Source organism: Acidovorax sp. LjRoot194, assembly GCF_964253015.1.
Classification (GTDB): domain Bacteria; phylum Pseudomonadota; class Gammaproteobacteria; order Burkholderiales; family Burkholderiaceae_C; genus Acidovorax.
On the sequence record NZ_CAXUQB020000001.1, the window covers coordinates 4039178 to 4064704 of the forward strand.

Below are 25527 nucleotides of genomic sequence, written 5' to 3' on the forward strand. Positions count from 1 at the left end.
AGAAGCGCTGAGGCTTCCATCTGCAAAACGATCCATCAGCGGGCTTGTAGGCCGAAGGCCGCTGCGGGCTGGCCGGTCAGGGGCCGGTGCTGCCGCCACCGGCGGGGCGCTGGCGCTTGTGTTCGCTGCGGCAGCGGTCGGAGCAGTATTTCACCTCGTCCCACACCTTCTCCCATTTCTTGCGCCAGGTGAAGGGCCGGCCGCAGTGCAGGCAGGTCTTGTGCGGCAGGTCGTGCTTCTTGCGCATGCGCATGGGTGTGCAGAGATACCAGGGTGCAGTGGCTGGGCGTGCGGATTGAACAGACAGTTGAACGGGGCGGCTGGCTGCGGTGAAGGCGGGTGGTGCATGGCGAGCCCGGCACCAGGCAGCAACACCCCTGCCGCCGCCATTGTGCCGCAGCCGGCCGATGCCCCCAGCCGCGCAGGCGGGCGGCGGCGCCCGTAAACTTGCGCCCATGACGCTCAAAATCACCGTGTATTCCAAGTCCGCCTGCCCGCAGTGCGACTCCGTCAAGAAGCTGCTGCAGTCGCGCGCCCTGCCCTTTGAAGAGATCAAGATCGACGACGAGGCCGAGCGCCTGGCTTTCTATGCCAAGTGCGGGCCGTCGGTACGGCAGATGCCGCAGGTCTTCATCAACGACCAGCGGGTCGGCGGCCTGGCGGGCGTGCAGGCTGCCCTGGCGCAACTGGCCCAGCAGCAACCGTAACCACGGCTGCGGCAACCGCCAAAGCCCCGACAGCCACCACCGGGTCGCGCACCGCTAGCGGTACTGCGCTGCGGTGATGAACTGGCCGAACGTCTCGCACCACACGACCACGGTGTTGAACTTGGCAGGGTCTGCGCCCTGCGGCACCGGGACGATGAAGTTGTCGAAGGTCTTGACGTCGCCGATGCGCAGCATCTGCGGCTTGATGCGCAGAAAGTCGGCCTCGGTCTCCACGAACTGGGGCGACAGGTAGAGCTTGTAGTCGGGCCCGGGGGCCAGCCTGCCCTGCAGGCTGATGCTATGCGGGCCGATGTGGACCGTGCCCTCGCCCCAGTGCAGCGCGTCGCTGCCTTTCAGGTCGCGGCGCAGCGTGGCCGTCCACTGCGCGGTGGACGCGCTGGGCTGCAGGTCTTGCGGCGTGGGGCTGGCCGGCGCGATGAGGATGGGCAGCATATACACCCCCGCGCCAAAGCCCACCGCCACTGCCAGCAGGTGCGAGGCGGTCAGCGCCAGCAGTTTCTTCATCGCTGTGCCACAGTCATCACAGTCATCACAGTCATCACGGCCATCACGGCCACTGCAGGTGCGTGGCGGCGCGGTACTGCACCGGCGCCTTCGCATGCAGGCCGGCACCGCCGGCAGACCGCACCATGGCGGGCTCGGCCGGGCCAGGGTCCTTCACGCCGTGCACCAAAAACCGGTCGACCAGCGCGTAGTGCGCGGGCACGTTCAGCGCCGGGGCATGGCCGCAGCCGGCCACTTCGATCACCTGGGCCTGGCCGCGCGCGCCGGGGCCGCGGGTCAGCATCTCGGCGGTGACGTCGCGCAGCACCAGGTCGGACTGCTCGCCGCGCAGGCACAGCACGGGGATGTCCAGCGCGTCGTAGTGGTCCCAGATCAGGTAGTCGTTGGTGTGGTGGGTGAACTGCTGCACCATGGCCGGATCATAGTGCGGCGTCACGCGGCCGTCGGGCAGGCGGCGGGTGGAGGTGTCGGTCAGGCGGCGCCACTGCGCGTCGCTGAGCCAGCCGTAGGGCTGGTACACCTGCCGGAAGAACGCTTCGAGCTCCTGCACCGTGCCGAACGATGGCGGGTGGCCCGCATAGGCCTTGATGCGTTCGAGCGCCGCATCGGCCAGGCGGGGCGCGTTGTCGTTGAGCAGCAGGCTGGTGATGCGCCCCTTGAACTGCGGCTCGAACAGGCCCGACGCGCACACGGTGCCGATGGCCCCGCCCATCGATGTGCCCACCCAGTGCGCCTTGTCGATGGAGAGCTGGTCGAACAGATCGGCCGCGATGCGTGCGTAGAACGACAGCTGGTATTCGTCCTCTGGCACGCGGGCCCACTGGCTCAGGCCCCGGCCGATGGTGTCGGGGCAGATCACGCGAAAGCGTGGCGCCAGGTGGGCCGCCAGATCGTCCATGTCGCGCCCGGTGCGCGCCAGGCCGTGCCAGGCGATGACAACCGGCGCATCGGGTGCGCCCCACTCCATGTAGTGGATCTCATAGCCGGCGCAGGTGGCGTAGCGCGAAGTGGGGGACATGGTGGCAACCTTTGGGGACGAAAACGAAAATGGAAAACGGCGGGCGGCTGCGTATGCGGGGCGGCATGGACGGATGTGCATTCGACCGTTCAACTAGGCGGGAGCCGCAGACAGTGCTGTAGCACGGCAAGGCGAACCAACGACGTTCAACGGTTGAAGGCATATCCGTACTACTTCATCAGGCGGCCGTTGCTGCCGATGACGGTGACCTCCACATAGCGCGAGCCGATGCGGTTGGTGGGCGAGTAGCCGAGCGTGATACCGCCCAGGTCGTAGCTCTGCAGCGACTCCAGCGCCTTGACCACCCGGGCGCGCGAGGGCGCGGGCCCCGCGCGGCGCAGGGCCTCCACCAGCACCTTGGCGCCCAGGAACTGCTCGAAACTGGTGTAGTTGACCTCGGCCTCGGGCGCGTATTTCTTGAGCAGCGACTGGTACTCGCGCACCACGGGCAGCTGGGGCCGGTACGGGTATGGCACCACCTGGCTGATGCCCAGGCCGTGCGCGTTCTTGATGCCCGCGAGCTTGACCAGCTCGGTCGGGTCGACCACCGAGATGTTGTACAGCTGCGCGCCGCCGCCCTGCTCGCGGTAGCGCTGGATGAACGCGGCGGCGGGCTTGTTGATGGCGATCATGATGACCGCGTGCACGTCGGCGGCCTTGATGGCCTTGACGGCATCATCGACCTGGTCGGTGTTGCGCTCGTAGCCCGCGGCCACCACGAGCTTGAGGTTGCGCTTGGCCAGCGCCGCCTCCACGCCCGCCAGGCCCGCCTTGCCGAAGCCGTCGTCCTGGTACATCACGGCCACGCGGTTCATGCCCAGCGTGGTGAGCTGCTGCACCATGTGCTCGGTCTCGTCCACATAGCCCGCACGCACATGAAAGATCCAGGGGTTGAACGGGCTGCGCAGCGACTCGCCGCCCGTGTACGGCGCCACCAGCGCAGCGCCGCCCTGCTCCAGCACGCCGTCGGCCAAGAGCTGCGTGATGTTGGCGGTGCCCGCAAAGCCGTACAGCGCCACCACGTCGGGGCGCGCCAGCATGCCGCGGGTCAGGCGCACGGTGTCTGCGACCTTGTACGCGTCGTCCACCACCTCCTGGCGGATGGTGGCGCCGTGCACGCCGCCCTGGGCGTTGACCCAGTCGAAGTAGATCTTGCCGCCCAACACCATCTGCGCGCCGGTGCTGGCCAGCACGCCCGACAGCGGGGCCACCTGCCCCACCACGACCTCGGCCGCATGCAGCGGGGGCGCCAGTGCGGCGCTGCACAAGGCCACCATGGCCGTCGTCATCGCCGCCATTGACGCCAGCCTGGAGGCTGCGCAGCGGCTCCATCGTTTGAGCTTGTCCATCGTGTTATGTCTCCGTTCGGATGTCGTTCGCGCAGCCTTCCGGTGAGCGCGGGCACGGGGCCTGTGCTCACCCTGAGGGGCTGGACTGCGGTGGTCTTGCGAAGCTCCTTGCGGTCAGTCAGGGATGGTGATGGCGCCTGCTGCCGTGACGGCAATGGCGTTGGCAGCCACGGGCGTGGCGGCCAGTGGCGGCACGTTGGCCGCGGTGATGGCGGGCGCGCTGCCGGCCACGCCGCCGCGCGGCACGGTGCGCACCACCTGGCTGGCAGGCAGTGCCTTGCCGTTGGCCAGGTGCTCGTACACCGCGTCGAGCGCGTGGTTCAGGTACACGTGCAGCGGCACATAGCGGGTGTCGTAGCCAGGCAGCACGGTGGGCAATCCGATGAAGCTGTCGAAGTGCTGGGCGTTGGCCACTTCCACATAGCTGAGCTTGCTGCCCGCGCCCTCGACCTTCTTGTTCAGCGCGGCGTAGGGGCGCGAGGTGTGGCTCACGGGCAGCAGCGCGTCGGCGCGGCCGTGCACGATGATGGCGGGCTTGCCGCGCAGGTTGCCGTTGCGGCGGGTCTCGTCCACGCCGGCCTGCAGCTTCTTGGCGGCGGCGTCGGTGCCGGTGACCAGGTTGCGCAGGCACAGCGCGCCCGGCGTGTTCCAGTCGGCCACGCCAGACTCGGACACCGACAGGAAGTCGCGCGCCGCGCCCAGCTTGCCCTTATTGTTGATGAGCTGGATGCCGCCCGATGGCGGCACGCCGTTGCCGGTGGCGAACATGCCCGCCAGCGCAGCGGGTGCGAGCGGCGCCACCGCACCGGCCGCCGTGGCACCGGCGTAGCTGAAGCCGCACAGGTGGTCCATCACGCTGGCGCGCGAGAGGCTGTTGGCAAAGGTCACGGCCACGGCGGGCGCGACTTCGAACGCGGCCAGCGATGCGTGCAGGTCGTTCGACTCGGGCTCCCAGCCGTAGTCGCGCAGCTTTTGCAGCGCCTCTTCGGCCTGCGTGGCGGTGGTGGATGCCGACAGCAGCCCGGCGGTCTTCAATGCCGCGCAGCGGTTGGGCGCAATGGGCAGCGCCGCGCTGGCAAAGCCCGCAGCGTACGCAGCCGCATAGGGGCTGGTGCTGACCGAGGCGGCCAGCGACGCGCAGGCCTGGTACAGGTTGGCATAGGTGGTGAAGTCCACCAGCGTCTTGCCCGTGACGGCGACGGTGGTGCCGCCGCGGCGCACGGTGACGCCGGGGTTGGCCGGCAGCTCGAGCGCCGGCTCGGACACGGCCACGCCGCTGATGAGGCCCTGCGTGTCCTGCTCGGCCGCGGCAATGGCGGCGCCGCCGCCGTTGGAGATGCTGGACGCGATGACGATGGTGTTGGCGGGCGTGAGCGTCTTCAGGCGCTGGCCGGCGGCGTCGGTGTTGCCGTAGCGCTGGTTGAGCACGTAGTAGCCGAACTCCACCGCCTGCAGCGTGGTAGTGCCCCAGTCCTTCTCGGAGTTCTGGCCCGAGTGCGCGTGCTTGAAGGCAAAGCGGTTGGGCGTGGCGGTGTTGAAGGCGGCCAGCTCGGTGGCGGTGAGGCCGGCGTTGAAGGCCGCGTTCTTGCCCGCCGCGGCGGCGGTGGCGCGTGTGCCGTCGATGAGCGGCACGGTGTCGTTTTGCAGGTCGTGCGGTGCGCCGCCCGTGCCTTTGTCCGAGTAGGCCACGGCGCAGCCCTTCTTCAGGCCCCATTCGCCGGTGGAGATGCCGCCGTACACGCCGCGCGAGCCCGAGGTGGTGGCCGTGATCATGCAGGGCTTGGCCGGGTTGAACGTGGTGGGCACCTGCACCATGAGCGTGACGTTCTTGCGGCCCGTGCCGTCGTCGGCAAAGGCGATGTACTCGGTGCCCGCCACCTTGCCCTCGCCGGTGGTGACCTTGCCCTGCGCATCGACGTTGGGGCCGTACAGCAGGCCGTAGCCGCCCGCGGCGGTCATGTCGAGCATGCCGCGGTAGTTGGTGTGGATGGCCGTGCGGCGCAGCTCGGCCGCGGTGGGCTTGAGCGGGTCGGCAGAGGCCGGCGGCAGGGCTGCGGCCAGGCCGCTGGCCCCGAGGCCTGCGGTCAGCAGGTCGTTGCTGGTGCCGTCGTAGCTGGTCTCGCTGATGGTGCCCAGGTACGCGGGCTTTGCGTTCAGCGCGGGTGCGTTGTTGTTGTTGCTGTCACCGCCATTGCCGCCGCAGGCCGCGAGGACCGCTGCCGCCAGGGCCGCGGGGACGAAGGGGCGCAGGCCCCCGTGGATGCTTTTCTTCACCATGTGCTTGTCTCCTGTTTTTGTCTTCACTTTTTTACACAGCTACCCCACACCTCACCCACGCCCGCTCCTGCGGGCGCCACCCACGTCCGCGCTGGCGGACGTGTGGTGCTCAGGCCTTTCGCGCCGCGGCCGCGCGCAGGCGCCCCACCACGCCGGTGGGGAAGTAATAGACCGACAGGACGAAGAGCACGCCCAGCCACAGCAGCCAGCGGTCGGGCGACAGCAGCCCGGACAGCCAGGGCAGGCCCGACGCGGCCTCGCTGCCCAGGCGCAGCAAATCCTGCAGGTAGCTTTGCGCCACGAGGAACAGCACGGCGCCGATGGCCGAGCCGTAGATGGTGCCCATGCCGCCGATCACGACGATGAGCAGGCAGTCCATCATGATCTCGAAGCTGAGCGAGGTGTCCGGCCCGTTGTAGCGCAGCCAGAGCGCGAGCATGGCGCCCGCGCAGCAGGCGAACAGGGCCGACAGCACGCTCGATGTGGTGCGGTACACCACCACCCGGTAGCCGATGGCCTCGGCGCGGAACTCGTTCTCGCGGATCGCCTGCAGCACGCGGCCGAAGGGCGAGTTCACGATGCGCAGCAGCGCCAGCACCAGCGCCACGGCCACCACGAAGAGCAGGTAGTAGCACAGCAGCCGCCCATCCAGCGTGACGCCCAGGAAGGGCTCGTCGAACGGCTCGAAGCTGGGCGACAGGATCTCGGGCACCTTGAAGGTCAGGCCGTCTTCGCCGCCGGTGATGTCCGACAGCTGCGACGCCAGCGTCTGGAACGCCGCGGCCACGGCCAGCGTGATCATCGCGAAGAAGATGGCGCGCACCCGCAGCGAGAACAGCCCCACGGCCAGCGACAGCAGCAGCGAGAGCACCAGCGCGCCACCCAGGCCCACGGCCAGCGCGGTCCAGGTGGGCCCCATGCGCGTGGTGGCCACCGCAATGCCATAGGCCCCGATGCCGAAGAACATGGTGTGCGCAAAGCTCACGATGCCGGTGTAGCCCAGGAGCAGGTCGAAGCTGGCGACCAGCACCACGAAGATCAGCACCTTGGCCGCCACGGACAGCGCCTTGACGCCGGGGAACAGGAACGGCGCGAACGCCAGCCCCAGGAAGATGGCCACGAGGATCACCGCCAGCACCTTGCTGCGCGGGTAGTCGCCGGAGAGAAGTCGGTTCAGCATGTTGTGGGGCTCCTCTTCAACGGTTGGCGACTGGGTAGACGCCCTGCGGACGCCACAGCAGGATGGCCACCATCAACGCGATGTTGGAGAACAGCGCCACCTTGGGCAACAGAAAGCCGGTGTAGTTGGCCATCAGCCCCACCAGCAGCGCGCCGATGAGGGCGCCGCCCGTGGACCCCAGGCCGCCGATGATGATCACGATGAAGATCAGCACGTTGACCTGCGCGCCCATCTGCGGGATCACGTTCTGCTGGTACAGGCCCCACATCACCCCGCCCAGGCCCGCCAGGGCCGAGCCCACGACGAACACGCCCACGAAAAGGCGGCGGATGCGGTAGCCCAGGGACTCGACCATCTCGCGGTCCTGCACGCCCGCGCGGATGAGCAGGCCGACCTTGGTGCGCGACAGCGTCCAGGCCAGTACGCCGAAGACCACCAGGCCCACCGCCACGGCGATCAGTCGGTATTTTTCGATGGCGGCGTCGCCCACGAGCAATGAGCCGCGCATGCCTTCGGGCAGCGGCAGCGGGATCTGCGCGGGGCCCCAGATGACCTTGATCAGCTCTTCGCCGATGATCATGCCGCCCATGGTGATGAGGATCTGCTTCAAGTGCTGGCCGTACACCGGCCGCACGATGAAGCGCTCGAACGCCAGGCCCACCGCGCCTGCGACGGCCATGGCCACCAGCATGGCGGGCAGCACCGCCATCAGGTTGCGCCACAGGTCGGCGCTTTGCGTGTAGTCGCCCATGGCGCCCAGCACGCTGGTGGCCACGAAGGCACCGAGCGCGATGAACACGCCGTGCCCGAAGTTGAGCACGTCCATCAGGCCGAACACGAGCGTGAGGCCCGAGGCGATGATGAAGATGATCATGCCCATGGCCAGGCCCGCCACCGTGAGCGTGAGCCAGGTGCTGGGCGAGCCGATGAAGGGCAGCACCACCAGCGCGAGCGCCGGCACCAGCGCCAGGGGTTTCCAGTCGAAGTCGCGGGCGATGATGCTCATGCCGGACCTCCTGGGCGGGTGGGTGCTGTGACAGCGATTGCTACACTTTTGATAGCTGCTTGCGCTTGCCTATCGAGCGGTAGAGCAGCAAAAGGCTTGAAATTCAGAGTGTTTGTCATAGTGCCAGCCCCAGCAGCGACCGCTGCAATGCCTCGTCTTGCGCCAGCGCGGCCATGCTGCCTGCATGCACCACCTGGCCGTTGTCCATCACGGCGACGGTGTCACCCAGCCGCTTGGCGAAGTTGATGTTCTGCTCGACGAGCAGGATGGTCACGCCGCTCTTCTTGAGCTGGTCGAACGCCTCGATCATGTTGTTGATGATGGCGGGCGCCAGGCCCTTGCTGGGCTCGTCCACGATGAGCAGGTCGCGCGGCTCGACGATGGCGCGGCTCACGGCCACCATCTGCTTTTGCCCGCCGCTGAGCTTGCCCGCGGGGTGGTTCCAGAACTTCTCCACGGCCGGGAAGAGCCGGAAGATCCATTCGAGCCGGGCCGTGTCCATCTGCGCGGCGTTCTTGGCGCCGCGCGCGGCCAGCAGCATGTTTTCCTTCACCGTGAGGTCCGCGAAGATGCCCATGTTCTCGGGCACGTAGGCGATGTTCATGCCGGCAATGGCGGGCGTGTTCATGGCCGTGATGTCGCGGCCTGCGAAGTGGATGCTGCCCTGCGACGCATGCCACAGGCCCATGATGGTGCGCAGCGTGGTGGTCTTGCCCGCGCCGTTGCGGCCCAGCAGCATGGTGAGCTGGCCCTTGGGCACGGCCAGGTCGACGCCGTGCAGGATGTGGTACGCGCCGATGTGGGTGTGCACGCCTTTGAGTTCGAGCAGGTTGCCCATGTTGTTGTGGGTGTTGGGGGTCGTCATGCGGCCGCCTCCTTCGTCACGCCGAGATAGGCTTCCTGCACCACGGGCGATGCGATGACTTCGGCGGGCACGCCGTCGGCCACCAGGGTGCCGTTGGTCAGCACGATGATGCGGTCGGCCAGCTCGCGCACCACGTCCATCTTGTGCTCCACCAGCAGGATGATCTTGGTCTTGTCTTTCTTCAGCTCGCGGATCAGGTTCAGGATCACGGGGGCCTCGTCGTGGCTCATGCCGGCCGTGGGTTCGTCGAACATGTAGACCTGCGGCTCCAGCGCCATGAGCAGCGCCACTTCGAGCTTGCGCTGGTCGCCGTGCGGCAGGCTGGCCACAGGCGTGTCCTGGCGGTCGAGCATGGCCACCGCCTGCAGGATGGCGCGGGCGCGGTCGGTCAGGTCGCGGTGGTCGCTCCAGATGCTCCACAGGTTCAGCCCCCGGCGGTGCTTGCCCTCTTGCGTGGCCTGCACGGCCAGGCGCACGTTCTCCAGCACGCTGAGGTTGGGGAACAGGTTGGTGAGCTGAAACGCCCGTCCCAGGCCCGCATGCGTGCGCGCCGAGACGGACTGCCCCGTGAGGTCCTGCCCACCCAGCGTGACGCTGCCCGCCGTGGCGCGCAGTTGCCCCGAGATGAGGTTGAAGTACGTGGTCTTGCCCGCGCCGTTGGGGCCCACGATGGCGGTCAGCGTGCCGGGCTCGAAAGAGCAGGTCACGGCGTTGACCGCCACGTGGCCGCCGAAGCGGATGGTCAAGTCCTTGGTGGACAAGGTGCTCATGGGTAGTGCGTCACTTTCACGGTCGTCGTCTTTCAGGGGTACCGCGCGCCCTGCCCTGACATGGACAGAGCGCGCGGTGTTCAGCGCATGGTCAAGGGCATGTGCCGATGACGTAGTAGTTGGGACTGGTCTGCTTCAACGTGTTGTTCACGAAAATGTTCCACAGCCCCATGCTCTGGTTGGAGCCCAGCGCAAAGGTGTAGCCGCCATACACATAGGCACGGCCGGCCATGGTGTGGGCGTAGTTGCTGGCAGTGGTGCAGGTGGCGCCACCTCCCGGTGCAGCGAGCGTGGTGCCCGTTGCGGCGGCCGATGCAGCGCCCTCGGCGCCGTTGGCGTCGGCGGCGCGCACCGTCCAGCTGTAGGTGGTGGAGGCTGCCAGGGCGGTGTCGGTGTAGCTCGTGCCGCTCACCGGCAGCGCGTTGACCTTGTTCGCATTGCGGTAGACGTTGTAGCTGGCCGCGCCCGAGACAGCGCTCCAGCCCACCACCATGGAGTTGGCCGTGGCGCCCGAGGTGCTCACGCCCGTGGGGGCGGGCAATGCGGGGTTTGTGGGCGGGTTGGTCGTGCCGCCGCTGGAGACCTGGTCCACCATGGCCTTGATGGCGGCCATCTGCGGGCCGGACTTCTTGGCGTAGTTGGCGTTGTCGTAGCCCCACCAGTCAAAGCAGCTGTTGGTGGCTGCGGTGCTGGTCTGCGGGTAGAGCATCACGATGTTGTTGGTCTCGGCCCAGCGGTTGTAGCCGGTGTTGCGCACGTACTGCTGCTGCACGTCGCTGATGTTCTGCTTGCAGCCGTGCAGCACCACGTGCAGCTTGCAGGTGGCCGTGCCGCCCGCCTGGCAGGCCTGCGGAATGTAGGCCCAGCCGGTGGTGGCCATGCCGTGGTTGGTGATGAACTGGTTCTGGTTGAACTCGACGTAGTTGCCCGTGGGCAGCGCAGCAGTGCTGCGCGGGCTCAACGTGCCGTACAGGTGCTGCAGCATGGCGCCGGCCAGGTCGAAGTTGCAGTCGCTGATGTAGGGCGCGCCCTTGGTGGAGCAGCCGTTGCCGTAGTCGTCGGTGACCATGGCGTGCTCGGCCGCGATGTCCTTCTTGTAGACCACGTTGGCCGCGGGCACGAAGCTGTTGTAGTAGGTGCGCAGTGCGTCCATCACGCCGGTCTTGACCACGCTGTCGAGCGTGCCGGAGAACAGGTAGACCTTGGAGGCCTGCAGGTTGGCCACTGGGTCGATCAGGCCCTGGCTGGCCCAGGTGTTGGTGGTGCTCACCAGCGTGCTGGTGGGGATGCTGGCGGGGCTGGCCATGCAGCGCCCGGTGGCGTTGATGATGGAGCCTTCGGCGCAGTAGAACGGCCCGCCGGCGACCACGCCCGCGCCCTTGGCAAAGGTGGCCGAGTACGCCACGTGCAGCTGCACGGCCATGAAGCCGCCGGCCGACAGGCCCGACACGGTGGTCTGTGTCTTGTCGATCTTGAGTGCGGGGAGGTTGACGGCGGCGTGAGCGCCGCCCGAGGCGCACAGTGCAAAAGCAGCCCCTGCTGCAGCCGCCCGGATGAAATTGAAAGCCATGTTGTCTTGTCTCCAAATAATTTTGAGAAAGTCTGACCCAGCCTCCGTGTAGACCCGGAGGTTCATGCATCAATCCACTGGAAAAAAAGGGGCGGCCGCCCCCGCGAGGATGGATCCCCGCCGGACTGAACGGACGTCAGCCAGCGGGGCCACGCAAACCGTTCATCGCTTGTTGCGAATCGGCACTTGCATCTCTTCAGGCTTGATCTCGCGCACCAGCTCGGGCACGCCCCAGGCAAAGGCCGGGTCCACCTTGATCTTGAAGTGGTACATGCTCTGCATGGCCTGGTGGTCTTCCTTGCGGAAGGTCATCTTGCCCTTGGGGGTCTCAAAACTCATGCCTTCCATGGTCTTGATGAGCTTGTTGGTGTTGGTGTCGCCCCCCGTGGCCTTGAGCGCGGTGACCAGCGCCATGGCCGAGCTGAAGCCACCGGCGGTGAAGAAGTCCGGCGGGGTCTTGAACTCCTTGTAGTGCGCGGCCACCATGGCTTCGTTCACCGGGTTCTTGGGGATGCCGAAGTAGTAGTAGGTGGCGCCTTCCATGCCGGGGAAGTTCTTGTAGCTGGCCATGGCCGGCAAGATGTTGCCGCCCGTGGCGATCTCGATGCCGTAGCGCTTCAAGTCCAGGTCGGCGATCTTGAACGGGTTGCCGGCGCCGGCCCAGACGATCCAGATGATCTTGCGGCCGGGCTGGTCTTTGAGCTTGTCGATCAGGCGCTGGGCACCGGCGGTGAAGTCGGTGGTGGCGGCGGGCAGGTACTCCTCGTGCGAGAGCTTGGCCTTCTTGATGGAGTCCTTGAAGGCCTTGACGCCGTCGCGGCCGAAGGCGTTGTCCTGGGCCAGCGTGGCCACCGTCACGCCTTCCTTGTCGATCGCCACGGCGTTGGAGATGGCGTCCTGGCTGCTGTTGCGGCCGGTGCGGAAGATGTACTTGTTCCACTTGTCGCCGGTGATCGAGTCGGCCACTGCGGGCTCGACCAGCAGGATCTTCTTGTATTCCTCGGCCACGGGCAGCAGTGCCAGCGCGACGCCGGACGACGTGGGACCCACGGCGATGTCGGCCTTGTCGTCGGAGTACGCGGTAGCCAGCAGGCTCTTGCCCAGGTCGGGCTTGCCCTGGTCGTCCTTTTCGATGACGACGAGCTTCTTGCCATTGACGGTCATGGTGCCGCCGGTGGCGTAGTTCAGGCCCATGATCAGGCCGGTCTGGGTCTGCTTGCCATAGGCCTCCAGCGGGCCGGTCTTGCTGTAGATGTGGGCGATGCGGATCTCGCCGGACGACTGGGCGAACGCGGGGGCGGACAGCGTGGCGGCTGCGGTGACTGCGGCGGCAGCGAGGGCGACCAGGGTGCGACGGTGCATGGCGATGTCTCCTTTGTGTTGATGCCTGAACATTGCACAGTTCGTGCCAAGGCGCAAGCTGTTGATTCTTAAGAAAATTTCCTCAGCGCCGCCAAGGTCATGCCTGAAATCAATACAGTCAAATTGCCTGAATCTCAGACACTTGCCTGAAATTTATTCAGGGTTTTCCAGACGTCCATAGAGCGTTGCGCGCGAGATGCCCAACTGCCGTGCGGTGGCCAGCTTGTTGCCGCCATGGGCCTTCATGGCGGCGTGGATGGCGCGCTGCTCCAGCTCGGCCACCTGCTCGGCCAGGGGGCGCAGGTAGCGCGATTCATCCTCGGCCTCGACCACCACGGCGGTGGTGTCCTGCACGGGTGCTGCGGGCTCCACGCCGGCCTCGCGCAGCACGCGCTCGAGCTGTGCGGCGTCTATGGACTGCGAGTCCGAGCGCATCACGGCCTGCTCCAGCACGTTGCGCAGCTCGCGGATGTTGCCGCGCCAGGGCTGGCCGGCCAGCAGGGCCAGCGCGTCGGGCAGCAGCTCGGGCGGGGGCGTGCCGTTGCGCAGCGCCAGGTCTTCGCCCAGGGCTTCGACCAGCGCGGGGATGTCGCTGCGCCGCACCCTGAGCGGCGGCACGCGCACCGGCAGCACGTGCAGGCGGTAGAACAGGTCTTCGCGGAACTTGCCCTCGCGCACCAGCGCGGCCAGGTCGCGCGAGGTGGCGGCCAGGATGCGCACGTTGAAGGGCACGAGCTTGTTGGAGCCCAGGGGTTCGATCTCGCCTTCCTGCAGCGCCCGCAGCAGCTTGGCCTGCAGGCTTTGCGGCATGTCACCGATCTCGTCGAGGAACAGCGTGCCGCCATCGGCCAGCTTGAACTTGCCGTCGCGGCCCTTGCGGTCGGCGCCGGTGTAGGCGCCGGGGGCCACGCCGAAGAACTCGGCCTCCAGCAGGGTGTCGGGCACGGCGGCGATGTTGACGCTGACGAAGGGGCCGCCCGCGCGGCTGGACGCCGCGTGGATGGCGTGGGCCAACAGCTCTTTGCCGGTGCCCGTCTCGCCCAGCAGCAGCACGGGGCTTTGCGACTGCGCCGCGCGCCGCGCCTGGCGCTTGACCTCGGCGGCGGCGGGGCTCGATCCGATGAAGCTGGCAAAGGTGTACTTGGAGCGCCGCTCGCCATCGCCCGCCACGGCCAGGCTGCGCCGGCGCTGGCTGGCCAGCTCGCGCCGCGCGTCGTCCAGGTCGCGCTGCAGCAAAGCGAACTTGCTGATCAGCGGCTGCAGCGTGGTCTCGGGGTGGTCGAACAGCACGATGCCGATGGCGCCGATCACGCGGTCGGCATCGTCGCGCAGCGGGATGCGGCTGACCACGAAGGTGCCGGCCTTGTTGGTGAGCAGGTCGATCAGCACGGGCTGGCCGGTCTCCAGCACGCGGCGCATCTGCGTGTTGGGGATCACTTCTTCGACCGTGCGGCCGACGAACTGGTCGACCGACGAGAAGCCCAAGTCGGGCAGAAAGCGCTGGTAGCCCTCGTTGACCCACACGATGCGCCCGCTGCGGTCCACCAGAAACATGCCCTGGCTGACGCTGGAGAACAGCTGGAACATGGAGCGCGCCGCCAGTTCCAGGATGCCCTGGGCGTCCAGCGGCAGAGCGGGGGCGTCGTCGGTGAGCAAAGGCATGCGCGGATGGTAGCGCGGCGGCGCTGAGCGGGGCCGCGCTACCGTGGCGGCAAGTGCAGGTACTACAGGCACCGTTTGCTATACAAAATATAGCTGCTGGCGCTTCACCATCCAGCGCTAGGTGGCATTTTCATTCAAAATTGCAGGTGCCCCCATACCGCCATCCACCCCCGCCGGATACTGCGACCGCGTCATGCGCAGCACCACCATGGGCTGGATCGCCGCGATCACCTCGGCCTCACGCACGGCCAGGGGTTGGTCCACCAGGATGCAGGGCTTGCCGGTGCGGCGGCAGTGGTCCTGCACGCGCCAGTACTGGTCGTGGCTGATGCAGCCGGTCTGGCAGATCACCAGGTCGGCGGCGGCCAGGTTGGCATCCAGGGCCATGTGTTCTGCCGCCTCGACATCGTTGCGCACCATGGCATGGGGCCGGGGCTGAAAGGCCTGCGCCGCAGGCGGGAGCGGTGCGGCAGGCAGCGGTGCCGAAACATGCGCTGCGGCAGTGGCTGGCGGATGAATCAGCCCTGCCCTGTCAGCCCCTCCCAGCCCTTCCTGCACCGCCGCGCGCGCGCCTTGCGACGCTGCCTGGCGCCAGCGCAGGCACTCGCGCGACAAGGCGGTGATGCGCTCTGCCAGTTGGCCGATGTGCCGCGCCATGGCCTTGCGGCGCGGCAGCCCGGGGTGCGCGGCTTGCAGCTGCTCCAGCTCGTCCCGGGCGATGGCCAGGCGCGTGTCGCGCAGCACGACCGCCCCGCGCAGACGCACCACCTCGGCGGTCAAGGCGTCGATCTGCGCGGCCTGCGCCGCGATGGCGGCGCTGCAGCGCTGTTGTGCGTCGCCCAGCTGGCGGCACAGCGCCAGAAACTCCTGCGGAAGTGAATGCATGCACCACCTTTGCAAATAAGAACTATTCGCATTTTATGATAGAATCATGCCTCGTTGAGCAAGCCGCCTGGTGGGGAGGGCATGGAAGGACGTCAGGGCCTTCGGTGTCTGGCTTGCGATGACTTTGCTGCTGACCCATAAAAAAACCGCGCTGGGAGGCGCGGTTTTTTTGTTGGTGCAGACAGCCGGTCGGGTCTGGGTCTAACCCTGCGCCAGTGCCAGCTTGCGAGCAGCCCAGCGGCGTGCCAAGCGGGGCAGGATCAGCACGGCCACGACAATGATCATCAGCGTCAGCGAACCTGGACGCTCGAAGAAGATCGTCCACTTGCCTTCGCCGATGGCGACCGCATTGCGCATCTGCGCTTCTGCCAGCGGGCCGAGGATCATGCCCACCACCACAGGCGCTGCGGGGAAGTCGAAGCGGCGCATCACTACGCCCAAGAGGCCGATGGCATACAGCAGCACCAGGTCGAATGCGCTCTGGCGCATGCCGTACACACCCAGGGTCGCAAATACCAGGATGCCCGCGTACAGGTACGACTTGGGAATCTTGAGCAACTTGACCCACAGGCCCACCAGCGGCAGGTTCAGGATCAGCAGCATGACGTTGCCGATGTACATCGACGCGATCAGCGCCCACACCAATGCGCCGTTGCTGGTAAACAGCTGCGGGCCGGGCTGGATGCCGTAGTTCTGGAACGCGCCCAGCAAAATCGCCGTGGTGTTCGACGTGGGGATGCCCAGCGTGAGCAGCGGGATCAGCGTGGCCGTGATGGCTGCATTGTTGGCGGCTTCGGGGCCGGCCACGCCTTCGATGGCGCCGGTGGTGCCGAACTCTTCCTTGTGCTTGCTCAGCTTCTTCTCGGCCGCGTAACTCAGGAAGGTCGGGATCTCACTGCCGCCAGCCGGCACCGTGCCGAACGGGAAGCCGATGGCCGTGGCGCGCAGCCAGGCGGGCCAGGAGCGGCGCCATTCCTGCTTGGTCATGTGCGTGCTGGTCAGCTTGTTCTGCGTCTCTTCGGTCTTGCCTTCGTACATCACGTTGTACAGGGCTTCGCCCACAGCAAACAGGCCCACCGCAATCAGCACCACCTCGATGCCGTCCATCAGCTCGGGCACGCCAGCGGTGTAGCGGGCTTGTGCGGTCAGCTGGTCGATACCGATCAGGCCCAGGGCCAGGCCGACGAACAGCGCCACCATGCCGCGCAGCGTGCTCTTGCCCAGCACCGCGCTCACGGTGGTGAAGGCCAGCACCATGAGCATGAAGTACTCGGGCGGGCCCAGGCGCACGGCGTATTCGGCCACCACGGGGGCGAAGAAGGTCACAAGCACGGTGGCGATGGTGCCCGCCACGAACGAGCCGATGGCCGCCGTGGCCAGCGCCGCACCGGCGCGGCCGTTCTTGGCCATCTTGTTGCCTTCCATGGCCGTCACCATGGACCCGGCCTCACCGGGCGTGTTGAGCAGGATGGAGGTGGTCGAGCCACCGTACATGGCGCCGTAGTAGATGCCCGCGAAGAAGATCATCGATGCGGTGGCTTCCACCTTGACGGTGATGGGCAGCAGCATGGCCACGGCCACTGCGGGGCCGATGCCGGGCAGCACGCCCACGGCGGTACCGATGACACAGCCCACGAAGGCCCACATCAGGTTGATGGGGGTGGCTGCAGTGATGAAGCCCTGCAGCAGAAGGTTCCAGGTATCCATGGTGTGCGGGCTTTACAGCCATCCCGTGTTCGTGAGGCCGGGCAGATTGATCGCCAGCAATTGGGTAAACATCCAGAACACCGGCGCGGCCACGGCCACACCGATGAAGAGGTCCTTGATCCAGGCCTTGGCGCCCAGATCGAGCCTGCCCTCGGAGCTCTTGAAGCCCCGCACCGCGAGCACGAAGCACAGCGCACAGCTCAGGATGAAGCCGATGGTGGTGATCAGCAGCGCATTGAGCAAGAGGCCTGCGGACACCCAGACGAAGCCCTTCCAGTGGGCCTGCTCGTCGCCAGACGCTTCTTCCAGCTCACGAAAGCCGCCCGTGCGGGCATGCAGGATGGACAGTGCCCCGCAGAACACGAGCACGATGGCCACCACCCAGGGAAAGAAATTGGGGCCCACGCCGCCATAGCCCGCCTCGGAGCTGATGGAGGTGGCGCCCCAGGCCAGCAGGCAGCCCAGCACCAGAACGCCGGCGCCGACCACCGTCTGCAAGCCCGTGGAGCGAGAGGAATGTTGTTGTGTCATGTTTTTATTCCGCGAAAACAACGACAGGGCTGCATGGAGCCCTGAATGGCGCGCTGCCCGGAGCGGCGGCGCGGCGCAGTGCGCGCGCCGCCCCCGGGCGTGCAGCCGGTCAGATCATTCCGGACTTGGCCATCGTGGCGCGCAGGCTGGCGAACTCGGCATCCACGAAGTTGGCGAAATCATCGCCCGCCAGCCAAGCCGGCGTCCAGCCGTTCTTTTCCATGGCGTCCTGCCAGGACTTGTGCTTGTAGGTCTTGGACAGCGCGTCGACCAGTTCCTTGCGCTGCTCGGCGGTGATGCCGGCTGCGCCGTACACGCCGCGCCAGTTGCCGATCTCCACATTGATGCCCTGCTCCTTGAGCGTGGGCACGTTCACGCCCTTCAGGCGCGTGGCAGAGGTCACGCCCACGGCGCGCATCTTGCCGGCGGTGATGTATTCGGCGAACTCGCTGTAGCCGCTGCCGCCCACGGTGACGTTGCCGCCCAGGATGGCCGCAGTGGCTTCACCGCCCCCACGGAAGGCCACGTAGTTGATCTTGGCAGGGTCCACGCCCACTTCCCGGGCGATCATGGCCGCTGCGATGTGCTCGGTGGATCCGCGGGAGCCGCCGCCCCACTTCACGCTGCCGGGGTCCTTCTTGAGCTGGTCGACCACGTCCTTCATCGACTTGAAGGGCGAGTTGGCAGGCAGCACGAACACGTTGTATTCGCTGCTCAGGCGCACCAGGGGGGTCACCTTGTCCAGGCCGACCGGTGGCTTGCCGGTGATGATGCCGCCGAGCATCACGGCGCCCATGGTCATCAGCGCGTTGGGGTCGCCCTTGCTGGCGTTGGCGAACTGGGCCAGGCCGATGGCGCCGGCAGCGCCGCCCTTGTTGTCATAAGTGACCGAGCTGGCCACGCCGGCATCCTGCATGGCCTTGCCCAGGGCACGGCCCGTGGTGTCCCAGCCACCACCAGGGTTGGCAGGAATCATCATCTTGATGGCTGCCGCAGCATGGGCAGACAGCGGCAAGGCACCCACGGCTGCCATGGCGGCCAGGGACTTGAGGAAGGTATCGCGACGCATCAGCTCTCCTTATGGTTTGTCGAACCTTTCGATGATGCGCGCCCTGCCTGTCAAACGGCTGTCCAAACGCCTAGGGAAAACCCCGTGGAGAGAAGCCCCCTGAGGCGCTGCGCGCCTTCCCCCTGAAGGGGGACGCACCCCGTGGCCTGGCAAAGCCAGTTCCACGGGTGCACTGGTCTTGGGGCGCGCCGGTATCGCAGCCGGGCCATCGGTAGATAGACTCTGTGACAGGCCTCGAAGACGCCTTTTTGCCAACACCGGCTGAATGCCCCAGCCAGTCCACCACAGTGATATGGTCCCGCGCATGAAATTGCTGCTCGTAGAAGACGACCCCACCATGCAGGCCACGCTGCACCGGGCCCTGACCCGGCGCGGTATGGAGGTGACGCCCGTGGGCGATGGGCGGGCTGCGCTAGCGCAGTGGGCCGCGCAGCCGCCGGACGCGGTGGTGCTGGACCTGACCCTGCCGGGGCTCGACGGCCTGCAGGTGCTGCAGCAGGCGCGCACGCGCGGGCTGCGCACGCCGGTGATCATCCTCACCGCCCGCGGTACCGTGGGCGACCGCATCATGGGGCTGAACTCGGGTGCGGACGACTACCTGCCCAAGCCTTTTGACCTGGACGAACTCGAGGCCCGGCTGCGGGCACTGGTACGGCGCAGCGCGGACCCGGTGGCCAACACCGCCCTGCCCCCGAGCATCCTGCAGATCGGAGCCATCCGCTACGACACGAACAGCGGGGCCATTTACCTGAACGGCGAGGTCATGGAGCTGACCCCGCGCGAGCTGGCCCTGATGCACGCTCTGCTGGCCCAGCCCGGCCACGCGGTGACGAAAGAGCGGCTGTATGAGCTGGTCTTTCCCGGCCAGCTCGACGTGCAGTACGAGGCCATCGAAGTGGTGGTCTACCGGCTGCGCAAGAAGCTGGTGGGCACGGGCCTGACGCTGATGACGCTGCGCGGCCTGGGCTACCTGCTGCGGACGGACGCATGACGGACCGCGAGGCACCCACCGCCACGGCCCGCACGCCCCGGGAGCCTCGACCGCATTCGCTGCGCCGGCGCCTGCTGCTGGGCATTCTGGTGCCGGTGGCGGTGTTCATCACCTACAACACCTACAGCCTGTACCACCAGACCCTGGCCTCGCTGCACACCGCCTACGACCGGACCTTGCTGGCGTCGGCCAAGAGCATCAGCGAGCAACTGGACGTGACGGGCTACGACGACAACGCCCACCTGCGTGCCACCGTGCCCTACTCGGCGCTGGAAGCGTTCGAGGCAGACAACCAGAGCCGCATGTACTACCGCGTCTCCAACCTCAAAGGCGAGGTGATCTCGGGGTTCGACGAGCTGCCGCTGTGGCGCGGCACCATCCCTACCCGCCCGCCCTATGCCGCGCTGGTCGATTTTTATGACGACACCTTTCGCGGCCTGCCGGTGCGCGTGGCCGTGCTGCTGCAGCCGGTGGCCAGCTCCAGCGGGCGCGCCATGGCCGTGATCCAGGTGGCAGAAACGCTGGAGGTGCGCGAGACCCTGGCGCTGCAGATCCTGCGCAACACCCTGCTGCGCCAGGCGCTGCTGATCGCCGTCGTCGCATTGACCGTGGCGCTGGTGGTGCAGCGCGCCACCAACCCCGTGCGCCAGCTCAGCCACCAGCTGCAGGCCCGCAGGGAGGGCGACCTGAGCCCCATCGCCGCCCCGTCCGCCCCGCGTGAGCTGCAGCCGCTGATCGACGCCACCAACCAAGTCATGCAGCGCCTGCGCCACCTGCTGCGGCACCAAAAGCGCTTTGTGCGCGATGCGTCGCACCAACTGCGCACGCCGCTGGCGGTGCTGAAAACGCAGGTGCAATCGGCACTGCGCGGCGACGTGGAGCCCCGCCAGGCGCTGCAAGAAATCAGCGACACCGTAGACCGCGCCACGCAGCTGGCCAACCAGATGCTGGCTCTGGCCAAGGTGGAGCAACTGCGCCAGCAAAGCGCGCCGCCCATCACGCGCATGGACGAGATACTGCGCACGGTCGCGCTGGAAATTTCTCCGCTGATCGCCCAGCGCGACCTGGACTTCGGCATACACACCGAAGTGGCGCGTGTGCAGGCGCACGAATGGATGCTGCGCGAGCTCAGCCGCAACCTGCTGCACAACGCGGTGCGCCACGCGCCGCTGGGCAGCGAGCTGACGGTGGATTTGCGCACCGATGGCCGCCATGTGGCGCTCACGGTGAGCGACCGCGGCAGCGGCATCGACGACGAGCTGGCAGCGCGCCTGTTCCAGCCGTTCTCTGCCGGCGACGTGCGCACCGGCAGCGGCCTGGGCTTGGCGATCTGCCACGAAATCGTGCACGCGCTCGGTGGCAGCATCGTGCTGACCAACCGCATGGCCGGCAGCCGCATAGCAGGCCTGGACGCCGTGGTGCGCCTACCCCTGTCACAAACCTCGACTGACAATGCTGACGCCGCACTCGCGGCACAATCTGCTGCATGACTACCACGCTGGAGACAATGCGCCTGGACAAGTGGCTCTGGTGCGCCCGTTTTTACAAGACCCGCGGCCTGGCCACGGAAGAGATATCCAAAGGCCGCGTCACCGTCAACGGCCAGGCGGCCAAGCCGGCCCGCGACCTGCGCTGCGGGGATACCGTGGCCCTGCGCCAGGGCCCCGTGGCCCGTACCGTCGTGGTGCGCGGCCTGAGCGGCTACCGCGGCCCTGCCCCCGTAGCCCAACAGCTCTACGAAGAAACGCCGGACAGCACCGCCGCCCGCGAGCAATTGGCAGAGCAACGCCGGCTGGCCCCGGAGCCATCTGCCACCCTGCAAGAAGGCCGCCCCACCAAACGCGACCGCCGCGAGATTGCTCGCGTTGGGGCTCGGGGCTGGGGTGATCGGTGGAGCGCTTCGATCGAAGAGTGATGGCTGAGGCCTAACGCGGCCTCTTCTTTTTCCAAAGCTTTTCGCAGCGTGATGGGGACCATTGACGGACATTCGAGCGCATCTGGGCTCGCAACAATGTATTGATGGGCGCAGGGGTGACTACACGCCTTCGAACATCGAGCATTCCCAAACGCAAACAACAAAGCCCTGCACATTGTTTGATACAGGGCTTTTGGTCATCCTTCGGGGCTGAACCCCGAAAGTATGCAGGTCAACTCAAGGTTACTTTGCAGCGTCCTTGATAGTTTCCTTGGCGTCGCCGTAGTTCTTTTGAACGTTGCCTTCGACTTGCTTGGCGGCTCCCTTGGCTTGCTGCTCAGGGCTGTTGATCACTTCGCCGGTCTTTTCTTGAACCTTACCAGCAACTTCTTTCAGAGCGCCCTTGACTTGATCGGTATTCATGGTGATTCCTCCGTTAGGTTTTATGCAAGCAATATGGCTTTGCATGACCGATAGGTTAGGCTCCGATGAGTTGGCCGAGCGCGGGTAAAAGCCGTTGCCTGGCGTCGGCTGGAGCCTACAGGACAGGTACAGTCCCCGACCTTGCTGAAATCCGTGTGTTTGAAGCATGTACGCCGTAATCCGCTCGCTGCTCGCTGTTTCGGCCAATCCACAACAACAGCTTGGAGATTCGCTGCCACACGCCACATTGCCTGATTGAGTGGCCCCGAGAAATCCAATACTCGCGGCTGCGGGGCGCGATGGGAGTCTTCCGACGGCCACTCTCAGATCATCTCGCGAACACGCATGCCGAATTCATCGATAGAAAAGGGTTTTGTCATTACCGCCATGCCAGGCTCCAGGTGCCCGCTTCCAACGAGCGCGTTCTCGGCATAGCCGGTGACGAACAAGATTTTTAGCTGTGGACGCACCGTGCGGGCTGCATCGGCGAGTTGACGACCGTTCATGCCGCCGGGCAATCCCACGTCGGTGACCAGCAGATCGATGACGGAATCGGACTGCAGCACCCGCAGTCCCGTACTTCCATCGACGGCTTCCAGCACGGTGTAACCCTGTTGCTGAAGCACCTCGCCCATCAGCATGCGCACTTCGGATTCATCGTCCACGACCAGCACCGTTCCGTTCTGCGAGCTCAATGGTACGAACTGCTTGTCCGATGACGGGCTATTGTCTGCGTACCGGTGTGGCGTGGCAGGTAGATGCACATCGTGGTGCCAACGCCCACCTCCGAATGGATGCATACCTGACCGCCCGACTGCTGGGCAAAGCCGTAGATCATGGACAGACCGAGGCCGGTCCCCTGGCCCATGGGCTTGGTGGTGAAGAAGGGATCGAATGCCTTGGCCTGCACTTCCGGCGTCATGCCAGCGCCGGTGTCCGTCACGCTCAGCGTCACGTACTGTCCAGCGGCCAGGCCTTGCGCTCGCGCCGCCTGCGCATCCATCCAGACGTTCGCGGTTTCCATGGTGATGCGGCCGCCATGCGGCATGGCGTCGCGCGCATTGATGCACAGGTTGAGCAGCGCACTCTCGAGCTGCGGTGCATCAACCAAGGTGGCCCAAAGGTTGGCCGCTCCAATCGTCTCCATGTGGATGGCGGGTCCCACCGTGCGGCGGATCAGCTCCTCCATGCCAGCGACCAGTTGGTTGACATCCACGGCCTTGGGATCCAACGTCTGGCGTCGGGAAAATGCCAGCAATCGATGGGTCAATGCGGCTGCGCGGCGCGCAGCCCCCTGGGCCACCGTCACATAGCGATTGATTTCCGTGGTCCGGCCTTGTGCAATCTGCCGCTGCATCAACTCCAGGGAGCCCGTGATGGCTGTCAACAGGTTGTTGAAATCGTGGGCCAGACCTCCCGTCAGCTGCCCCACTGCCTCCATCTTCTGGGCCTGGCGCAAAGCATCCTCGGTGGCCATCAACTCGCGCACTGTGCTGTTCACCCTCTGCGCCAGGTTCTGGTTGGCTTCGGCCAAGGCGCGCTGAGCCTTGACCTGTTCGGTGACGTCGTAGCCACCGACAAAGATGCCGGTGACTGCGCCACGGGGGTCACGGACAGGCTCATACCGCAAGTCGATGTAGCGGTCCGCTTCATCTGCGGCCCGATTGTCGAGGTGGATCGGCATGGCCTGGGCAGAATAGGATTCTCCCGTGGCATAGACCTTGTCCAGCAACTCGTAGAACCCTTGGTTATGCAGTTCCGGAAACACCTCGCGCACCGTACGGCCGAGGAAATCGCGGGCTCCGGATATCTCGACATAGGCATCGTTGACGTACTCAAACCTGTGCTCCGGCCCAGACAGAATGCTGACGAAGCCAGGCATCTGCTGCAGGGTCTGGCGCTGACGCTCGGTGCTGTCGCGCAGGGCCGTGTCCGCCAGGACTTTGGCCGTGGTTTCGTTGGTGAAGATGAAAAGTCCCGCCACCTCACCATCGGCGCCCAAAATGCGCGAGTACGAAAACGTCCACCAGGTGTCCGCCATGCCGCGGTCTGTGGACAGCTTCCAGTGCAGATCATTGAAGCGCTGGCTCCTGCCGGCCATCGCCTCGGCAATGATCGGATGGGCCTGCTCGAGCGCATCCGACCAGACCTCATCGAACAAGGCACCCATTGCCCAGTCCACTCGGGGACCGAGCAATGGAATGTAGGTCTCGTTGAAGAAAAAGTGCAGCTGGGGACCCCAGCACAGGATCATGGACTCGGGCGAGTTGAGCACCATACTGAGCGCTACTTTGAGTCCCTCGGGCCATTGTTCCGGCTGCCCCAAAGGATGCCCTGACCAATCACGGCGGAGAATCAGTTCCGTGGCACGACCGCCACCGGACAGAAAGGGAATGGGAGCATCGTGGCGCATACCTGATTTTAGGCGGCGGTGTACTGCCCCACTTGCCACCACGAGGGCCACGCCAATCAGCCTGCGCGTGACACCAAAGTGGATGAAAACATCTCCAGGAAGATAGCTGTGCCATCGATTGCGGCACACCTGCAAACTCTACCAGGTCATTTTTGGGCGAGTGTCTGAGCGGGAAAGCACTCCGCCAAAGAAAAAAGCCCAAGTGAGTCAATCACTTAGGCCTTATCTTGGCGGAAACGGAGGGATCGGTGAGCGCAATTGTGGTGCGCTTCCGAAAGGATCGCCACCATCTTGTAGGCCATCCCGTAGGCCAAAAAATGGGGGGGGTTTAAGTGGCGATCCAGCACGCATTTGGCGTCAAAGATGCAGTTGCAGGCCGCCGATCCGCCAATCAGTGCCTCATATACTCGGCGCTGCATAAAAATAGGAGCAAAAAATGAAGGGTTCGCGCGCGATATCAATCGGAGCGGTGGCTGGCGTGTTGCTTTTAAGCACGTTCACACTTCACGCTCAAACCATCTCGCAGCCTGTGGGCAACGCAACGTTCGGGGTGGCTGGCACGGGGCAAAGCTTCACAGCTACTCTGACGGGTGTAGTCAACCGTATCGATGTTCGCAGCCGGACAACAGGGGGCGGAACTCTATACGTCTACAACGGAGCCAACGGCAGCGGCACTGTGGGTGCTGTCGGCGCGCCCGCTTATACCCAGGCTGTTGCGCTAACCGACTCTGGAAGTGACGCAGCAGGTTTTTCGTCCATCGTCCTCACTACGCCTTTTCCGGTAACTGCAGGTTCACAGTATTCATTCGCTTTGAGCGGATTTGCCTTGTCTGGTACCAACACGAACCCATACGCTGGCGGTACGAAGTTAGACGATTTCGCAGGTCCGTCGGCCAGCCAAGATATCCCATTTCAAATATTTGAAGCACTCGCGCCCCCTGCTCCCGCCAGCTCGGCTGCCATCCCCACCATGTCCGAATGGGCGCTAATCAGCATGTCTTCAATTCTTGGGCTGTATGGCATCGCATGGCTGCGGCGCCGCCGCTATTGAATTAGACACAGCTCATTCGGTCAAAACTCGTCAAAACCCGACACTCACAACCATCCCCGAACAGCCCGTGGGGTGGCCCCGGGCTTAGCGCAGGTGTCGAGCGGCACTCTCGACAAAATCGACACGCAAAGCGACCGGGCGCGGCGGGGTCTCGACGGCGCGCCGGGGGCCTCGATGGGGGGTGGCGGGGGCGCCGGCCGGCCGGGCGGGCGGCGCGGCAAGGGGCTGGGACGCGCTAGGCGGGCCGCTGA

Annotated in this window: 22 protein-coding genes and 1 pseudogene; 5 read left to right on the forward strand and 18 right to left on the reverse strand. The window is 66.0% G+C overall.

From position 1 onward, the window contains the following. Positions 1–76: 76 nt before the first annotated feature. Complete coding sequence (locus ACSQ3N_RS18290; RefSeq protein ID WP_082516998.1) at positions 77–253, reverse strand: DUF2256 domain-containing protein; 177 nt, start codon at positions 251–253, stop codon at positions 77–79. Positions 254–455: 202 nt separating this feature from the next. Between ACSQ3N_RS18290 and ACSQ3N_RS18295 the strand changes: the two genes are divergently transcribed. Beyond that, the gene (locus ACSQ3N_RS18295) at positions 456–707 is read left to right on the forward strand and encodes a glutaredoxin family protein (protein ID WP_056169887.1); all 252 of its coding nucleotides are present in this window, start codon (positions 456–458) and stop codon (positions 705–707) included. Between the two features lie 54 nt (positions 708–761). Here the strand turns inward: ACSQ3N_RS18295 and ACSQ3N_RS18300 are convergent, their stop codons facing one another. The 15 genes from ACSQ3N_RS18300 to ACSQ3N_RS18370 all read right to left on the reverse strand — a co-directional run bounded on the left by ACSQ3N_RS18300 (position 762) and on the right by ACSQ3N_RS18370 (position 18483). Next, a complete protein-coding gene (locus ACSQ3N_RS18300) occupies positions 762–1232 on the reverse strand; it encodes a DM13 domain-containing protein (RefSeq protein ID WP_436147031.1) in 471 nt (156 codons plus the stop codon). Positions 1233–1275: 43 nt separating this feature from the next. Beyond that, a complete protein-coding gene (locus ACSQ3N_RS18305) occupies positions 1276–2250 on the reverse strand; it encodes an alpha/beta fold hydrolase (protein ID WP_436147032.1) in 975 nt (324 codons plus the stop codon). A gap of 170 nt (positions 2251–2420) precedes the next feature. Continuing rightward, entirely contained in the window at positions 2421–3539 is a 1119-nt protein-coding gene (locus tag ACSQ3N_RS18310; protein WP_436147973.1) for an ABC transporter substrate-binding protein, read from the reverse strand. Positions 3540–3713: 174 nt separating this feature from the next. Next, positions 3714–5876 carry a D-(-)-3-hydroxybutyrate oligomer hydrolase gene (locus ACSQ3N_RS18315; RefSeq protein ID WP_436147033.1) on the reverse strand — a complete coding sequence of 721 codons (2163 nt, stop codon included), beginning with the start codon at positions 5874–5876 and terminating at the stop codon, positions 3714–3716. A gap of 109 nt (positions 5877–5985) precedes the next feature. Continuing rightward, positions 5986–7056, reverse strand: a complete 1071-nt coding sequence (locus ACSQ3N_RS18320; protein ID WP_436147034.1) for a branched-chain amino acid ABC transporter permease — start codon at positions 7054–7056, stop codon at positions 5986–5988. A gap of 16 nt (positions 7057–7072) precedes the next feature. Continuing rightward, entirely contained in the window at positions 7073–8062 is a 990-nt protein-coding gene (locus tag ACSQ3N_RS18325) for a branched-chain amino acid ABC transporter permease (RefSeq protein ID WP_056169905.1), read from the reverse strand. Positions 8063–8177: 115 nt separating this feature from the next. After that, positions 8178–8927: an ABC transporter ATP-binding protein gene (locus ACSQ3N_RS18330; RefSeq protein ID WP_436147035.1), complete on the reverse strand. Its 750-nt coding sequence runs from the start codon at positions 8925–8927 to the stop codon at positions 8178–8180. Further along, positions 8924–9697, reverse strand: a complete 774-nt coding sequence (locus ACSQ3N_RS18335) for an ABC transporter ATP-binding protein (protein WP_218384666.1) — start codon at positions 9695–9697, stop codon at positions 8924–8926. The genes ACSQ3N_RS18330 and ACSQ3N_RS18335 overlap by 4 nt, the downstream gene beginning before the upstream one ends. Before the next feature lie 91 nt (positions 9698–9788). Beyond that, a complete protein-coding gene (locus ACSQ3N_RS18340) occupies positions 9789–11267 on the reverse strand; it encodes an extracellular catalytic domain type 2 short-chain-length polyhydroxyalkanoate depolymerase (RefSeq protein ID WP_436147036.1) in 1479 nt (492 codons plus the stop codon). 162 nt (positions 11268–11429) lie between these two features. Further along, on the reverse strand, positions 11430–12629 hold the full coding sequence (locus ACSQ3N_RS18345) for a substrate-binding domain-containing protein (RefSeq protein WP_056169913.1): 1200 nt from the start codon (positions 12627–12629) through the stop codon (positions 11430–11432). A 153-nt stretch (positions 12630–12782) separates the two neighbouring features. After that, positions 12783–14291, reverse strand: a complete 1509-nt coding sequence (locus ACSQ3N_RS18350) for a sigma-54 interaction domain-containing protein (protein WP_436147037.1) — start codon at positions 14289–14291, stop codon at positions 12783–12785. 117 nt (positions 14292–14408) lie between these two features. Further along, positions 14409–15176 (reverse strand): DUF2325 domain-containing protein, encoded by a 768-nt coding sequence (locus tag ACSQ3N_RS18355; RefSeq protein ID WP_436147038.1) that lies wholly within the window; start codon positions 15174–15176, stop codon positions 14409–14411. A gap of 201 nt (positions 15177–15377) precedes the next feature. After that, positions 15378–16883, reverse strand: a complete 1506-nt coding sequence (locus ACSQ3N_RS18360; RefSeq protein ID WP_436147039.1) for a tripartite tricarboxylate transporter permease — start codon at positions 16881–16883, stop codon at positions 15378–15380. Between the two features lie 12 nt (positions 16884–16895). Beyond that, the gene (locus ACSQ3N_RS18365) at positions 16896–17414 is read right to left on the reverse strand and encodes a tripartite tricarboxylate transporter TctB family protein (protein WP_056418780.1); all 519 of its coding nucleotides are present in this window, start codon (positions 17412–17414) and stop codon (positions 16896–16898) included. A gap of 109 nt (positions 17415–17523) precedes the next feature. Beyond that, complete coding sequence (locus ACSQ3N_RS18370) at positions 17524–18483, reverse strand: Bug family tripartite tricarboxylate transporter substrate binding protein (RefSeq protein ID WP_056169924.1); 960 nt, start codon at positions 18481–18483, stop codon at positions 17524–17526. A 292-nt stretch (positions 18484–18775) separates the two neighbouring features. Here ACSQ3N_RS18370 and ACSQ3N_RS18375 point away from each other — a divergent pair, with 292 nt between their 5' ends. The 3 genes from ACSQ3N_RS18375 to ACSQ3N_RS18385 are packed head-to-tail and all read left to right on the forward strand — an operon-like array spanning position 18776 to position 21389. Then, positions 18776–19474 carry a response regulator transcription factor gene (locus tag ACSQ3N_RS18375; protein WP_056169927.1) on the forward strand — a complete coding sequence of 233 codons (699 nt, stop codon included), beginning with the start codon at positions 18776–18778 and terminating at the stop codon, positions 19472–19474. Next, the gene (locus tag ACSQ3N_RS18380; protein WP_436147040.1) at positions 19471–20964 is read left to right on the forward strand and encodes a sensor histidine kinase; all 1494 of its coding nucleotides are present in this window, start codon (positions 19471–19473) and stop codon (positions 20962–20964) included. The genes ACSQ3N_RS18375 and ACSQ3N_RS18380 overlap by 4 nt, the downstream gene beginning before the upstream one ends. Next, positions 20961–21389, forward strand: a complete 429-nt coding sequence (locus ACSQ3N_RS18385; protein WP_436147041.1) for an RNA-binding S4 domain-containing protein — start codon at positions 20961–20963, stop codon at positions 21387–21389. The genes ACSQ3N_RS18380 and ACSQ3N_RS18385 overlap by 4 nt, the downstream gene beginning before the upstream one ends. A gap of 243 nt (positions 21390–21632) precedes the next feature. On the opposite strand, the gene ACSQ3N_RS18390 is transcribed toward ACSQ3N_RS18385, so the two are convergent. Both ACSQ3N_RS18390 and ACSQ3N_RS18395 read right to left on the reverse strand, forming a co-directional pair. After that, on the reverse strand, positions 21633–21812 hold the full coding sequence (locus tag ACSQ3N_RS18390; RefSeq protein ID WP_436147042.1) for a CsbD family protein: 180 nt from the start codon (positions 21810–21812) through the stop codon (positions 21633–21635). A 323-nt stretch (positions 21813–22135) separates the two neighbouring features. Further along, a pseudogene (locus ACSQ3N_RS18395) lies at positions 22136–24225 on the reverse strand (PAS domain-containing protein). 436 nt (positions 24226–24661) lie between these two features. On the opposite strand from ACSQ3N_RS18395, the gene ACSQ3N_RS18400 reads away from it, so the two are divergent. Next, entirely contained in the window at positions 24662–25276 is a 615-nt protein-coding gene (locus ACSQ3N_RS18400) for an IPTL-CTERM sorting domain-containing protein (protein ID WP_436147043.1), read from the forward strand. Positions 25277–25527: the final 251 nt, after the last annotated feature.

What these genes read in the sequence shown, in the direction of transcription:
- ACSQ3N_RS18320 (WP_436147034.1), bottom strand. Translation starts at nt 7,056, where the DNA reads ATGCTGAACCGACTTCTCTCCGGCGACTACCCGCGCAGCAAGGTGCTG.
- ACSQ3N_RS18325 (WP_056169905.1), bottom strand. Translation starts at nt 8,062, where the DNA reads ATGAGCATCATCGCCCGCGACTTCGACTGGAAACCCCTGGCGCTGGTG.
- ACSQ3N_RS18370 (WP_056169924.1), bottom strand. Translation starts at nt 18,483, where the DNA reads ATGCGTCGCGATACCTTCCTCAAGTCCCTGGCCGCCATGGCAGCCGTG.
- ACSQ3N_RS18335 (WP_218384666.1), bottom strand. Translation starts at nt 9,697, where the DNA reads ATGAGCACCTTGTCCACCAAGGACTTGACCATCCGCTTCGGCGGCCAC.
- ACSQ3N_RS18315 (WP_436147033.1), bottom strand. Translation starts at nt 5,876, where the DNA reads ATGGTGAAGAAAAGCATCCACGGGGGCCTGCGCCCCTTCGTCCCCGCG.
- ACSQ3N_RS18345 (WP_056169913.1), bottom strand. Translation starts at nt 12,629, where the DNA reads ATGCACCGTCGCACCCTGGTCGCCCTCGCTGCCGCCGCAGTCACCGCA.
- ACSQ3N_RS18290 (WP_082516998.1), bottom strand. Translation starts at nt 253, where the DNA reads ATGCGCATGCGCAAGAAGCACGACCTGCCGCACAAGACCTGCCTGCAC.
- ACSQ3N_RS18385 (WP_436147041.1), top strand. Translation starts at nt 20,961, where the DNA reads ATGACTACCACGCTGGAGACAATGCGCCTGGACAAGTGGCTCTGGTGC.
- ACSQ3N_RS18330 (WP_436147035.1), bottom strand. Translation starts at nt 8,927, where the DNA reads ATGACGACCCCCAACACCCACAACAACATGGGCAACCTGCTCGAACTC.
- ACSQ3N_RS18340 (WP_436147036.1), bottom strand. Translation starts at nt 11,267, where the DNA reads ATGGCTTTCAATTTCATCCGGGCGGCTGCAGCAGGGGCTGCTTTTGCA.
- ACSQ3N_RS18305 (WP_436147032.1), bottom strand. Translation starts at nt 2,250, where the DNA reads ATGTCCCCCACTTCGCGCTACGCCACCTGCGCCGGCTATGAGATCCAC.
- ACSQ3N_RS18380 (WP_436147040.1), top strand. Translation starts at nt 19,471, where the DNA reads ATGACGGACCGCGAGGCACCCACCGCCACGGCCCGCACGCCCCGGGAG.
- ACSQ3N_RS18390 (WP_436147042.1), bottom strand. Translation starts at nt 21,812, where the DNA reads ATGAATACCGATCAAGTCAAGGGCGCTCTGAAAGAAGTTGCTGGTAAG.
- ACSQ3N_RS18360 (WP_436147039.1), bottom strand. Translation starts at nt 16,883, where the DNA reads ATGGATACCTGGAACCTTCTGCTGCAGGGCTTCATCACTGCAGCCACC.
- ACSQ3N_RS18310 (WP_436147973.1), bottom strand. Translation starts at nt 3,539, where the DNA reads ATGACGACGGCCATGGTGGCCTTGTGCAGCGCCGCACTGGCGCCCCCG.
- ACSQ3N_RS18365 (WP_056418780.1), bottom strand. Translation starts at nt 17,414, where the DNA reads ATGACACAACAACATTCCTCTCGCTCCACGGGCTTGCAGACGGTGGTC.
- ACSQ3N_RS18400 (WP_436147043.1), top strand. Translation starts at nt 24,662, where the DNA reads ATGAAGGGTTCGCGCGCGATATCAATCGGAGCGGTGGCTGGCGTGTTG.
- ACSQ3N_RS18355 (WP_436147038.1), bottom strand. Translation starts at nt 15,176, where the DNA reads ATGCATTCACTTCCGCAGGAGTTTCTGGCGCTGTGCCGCCAGCTGGGC.
- ACSQ3N_RS18295 (WP_056169887.1), top strand. Translation starts at nt 456, where the DNA reads ATGACGCTCAAAATCACCGTGTATTCCAAGTCCGCCTGCCCGCAGTGC.
- ACSQ3N_RS18350 (WP_436147037.1), bottom strand. Translation starts at nt 14,291, where the DNA reads ATGCCTTTGCTCACCGACGACGCCCCCGCTCTGCCGCTGGACGCCCAG.
- ACSQ3N_RS18300 (WP_436147031.1), bottom strand. Translation starts at nt 1,232, where the DNA reads ATGAAGAAACTGCTGGCGCTGACCGCCTCGCACCTGCTGGCAGTGGCG.
- ACSQ3N_RS18375 (WP_056169927.1), top strand. Translation starts at nt 18,776, where the DNA reads ATGGTCCCGCGCATGAAATTGCTGCTCGTAGAAGACGACCCCACCATG.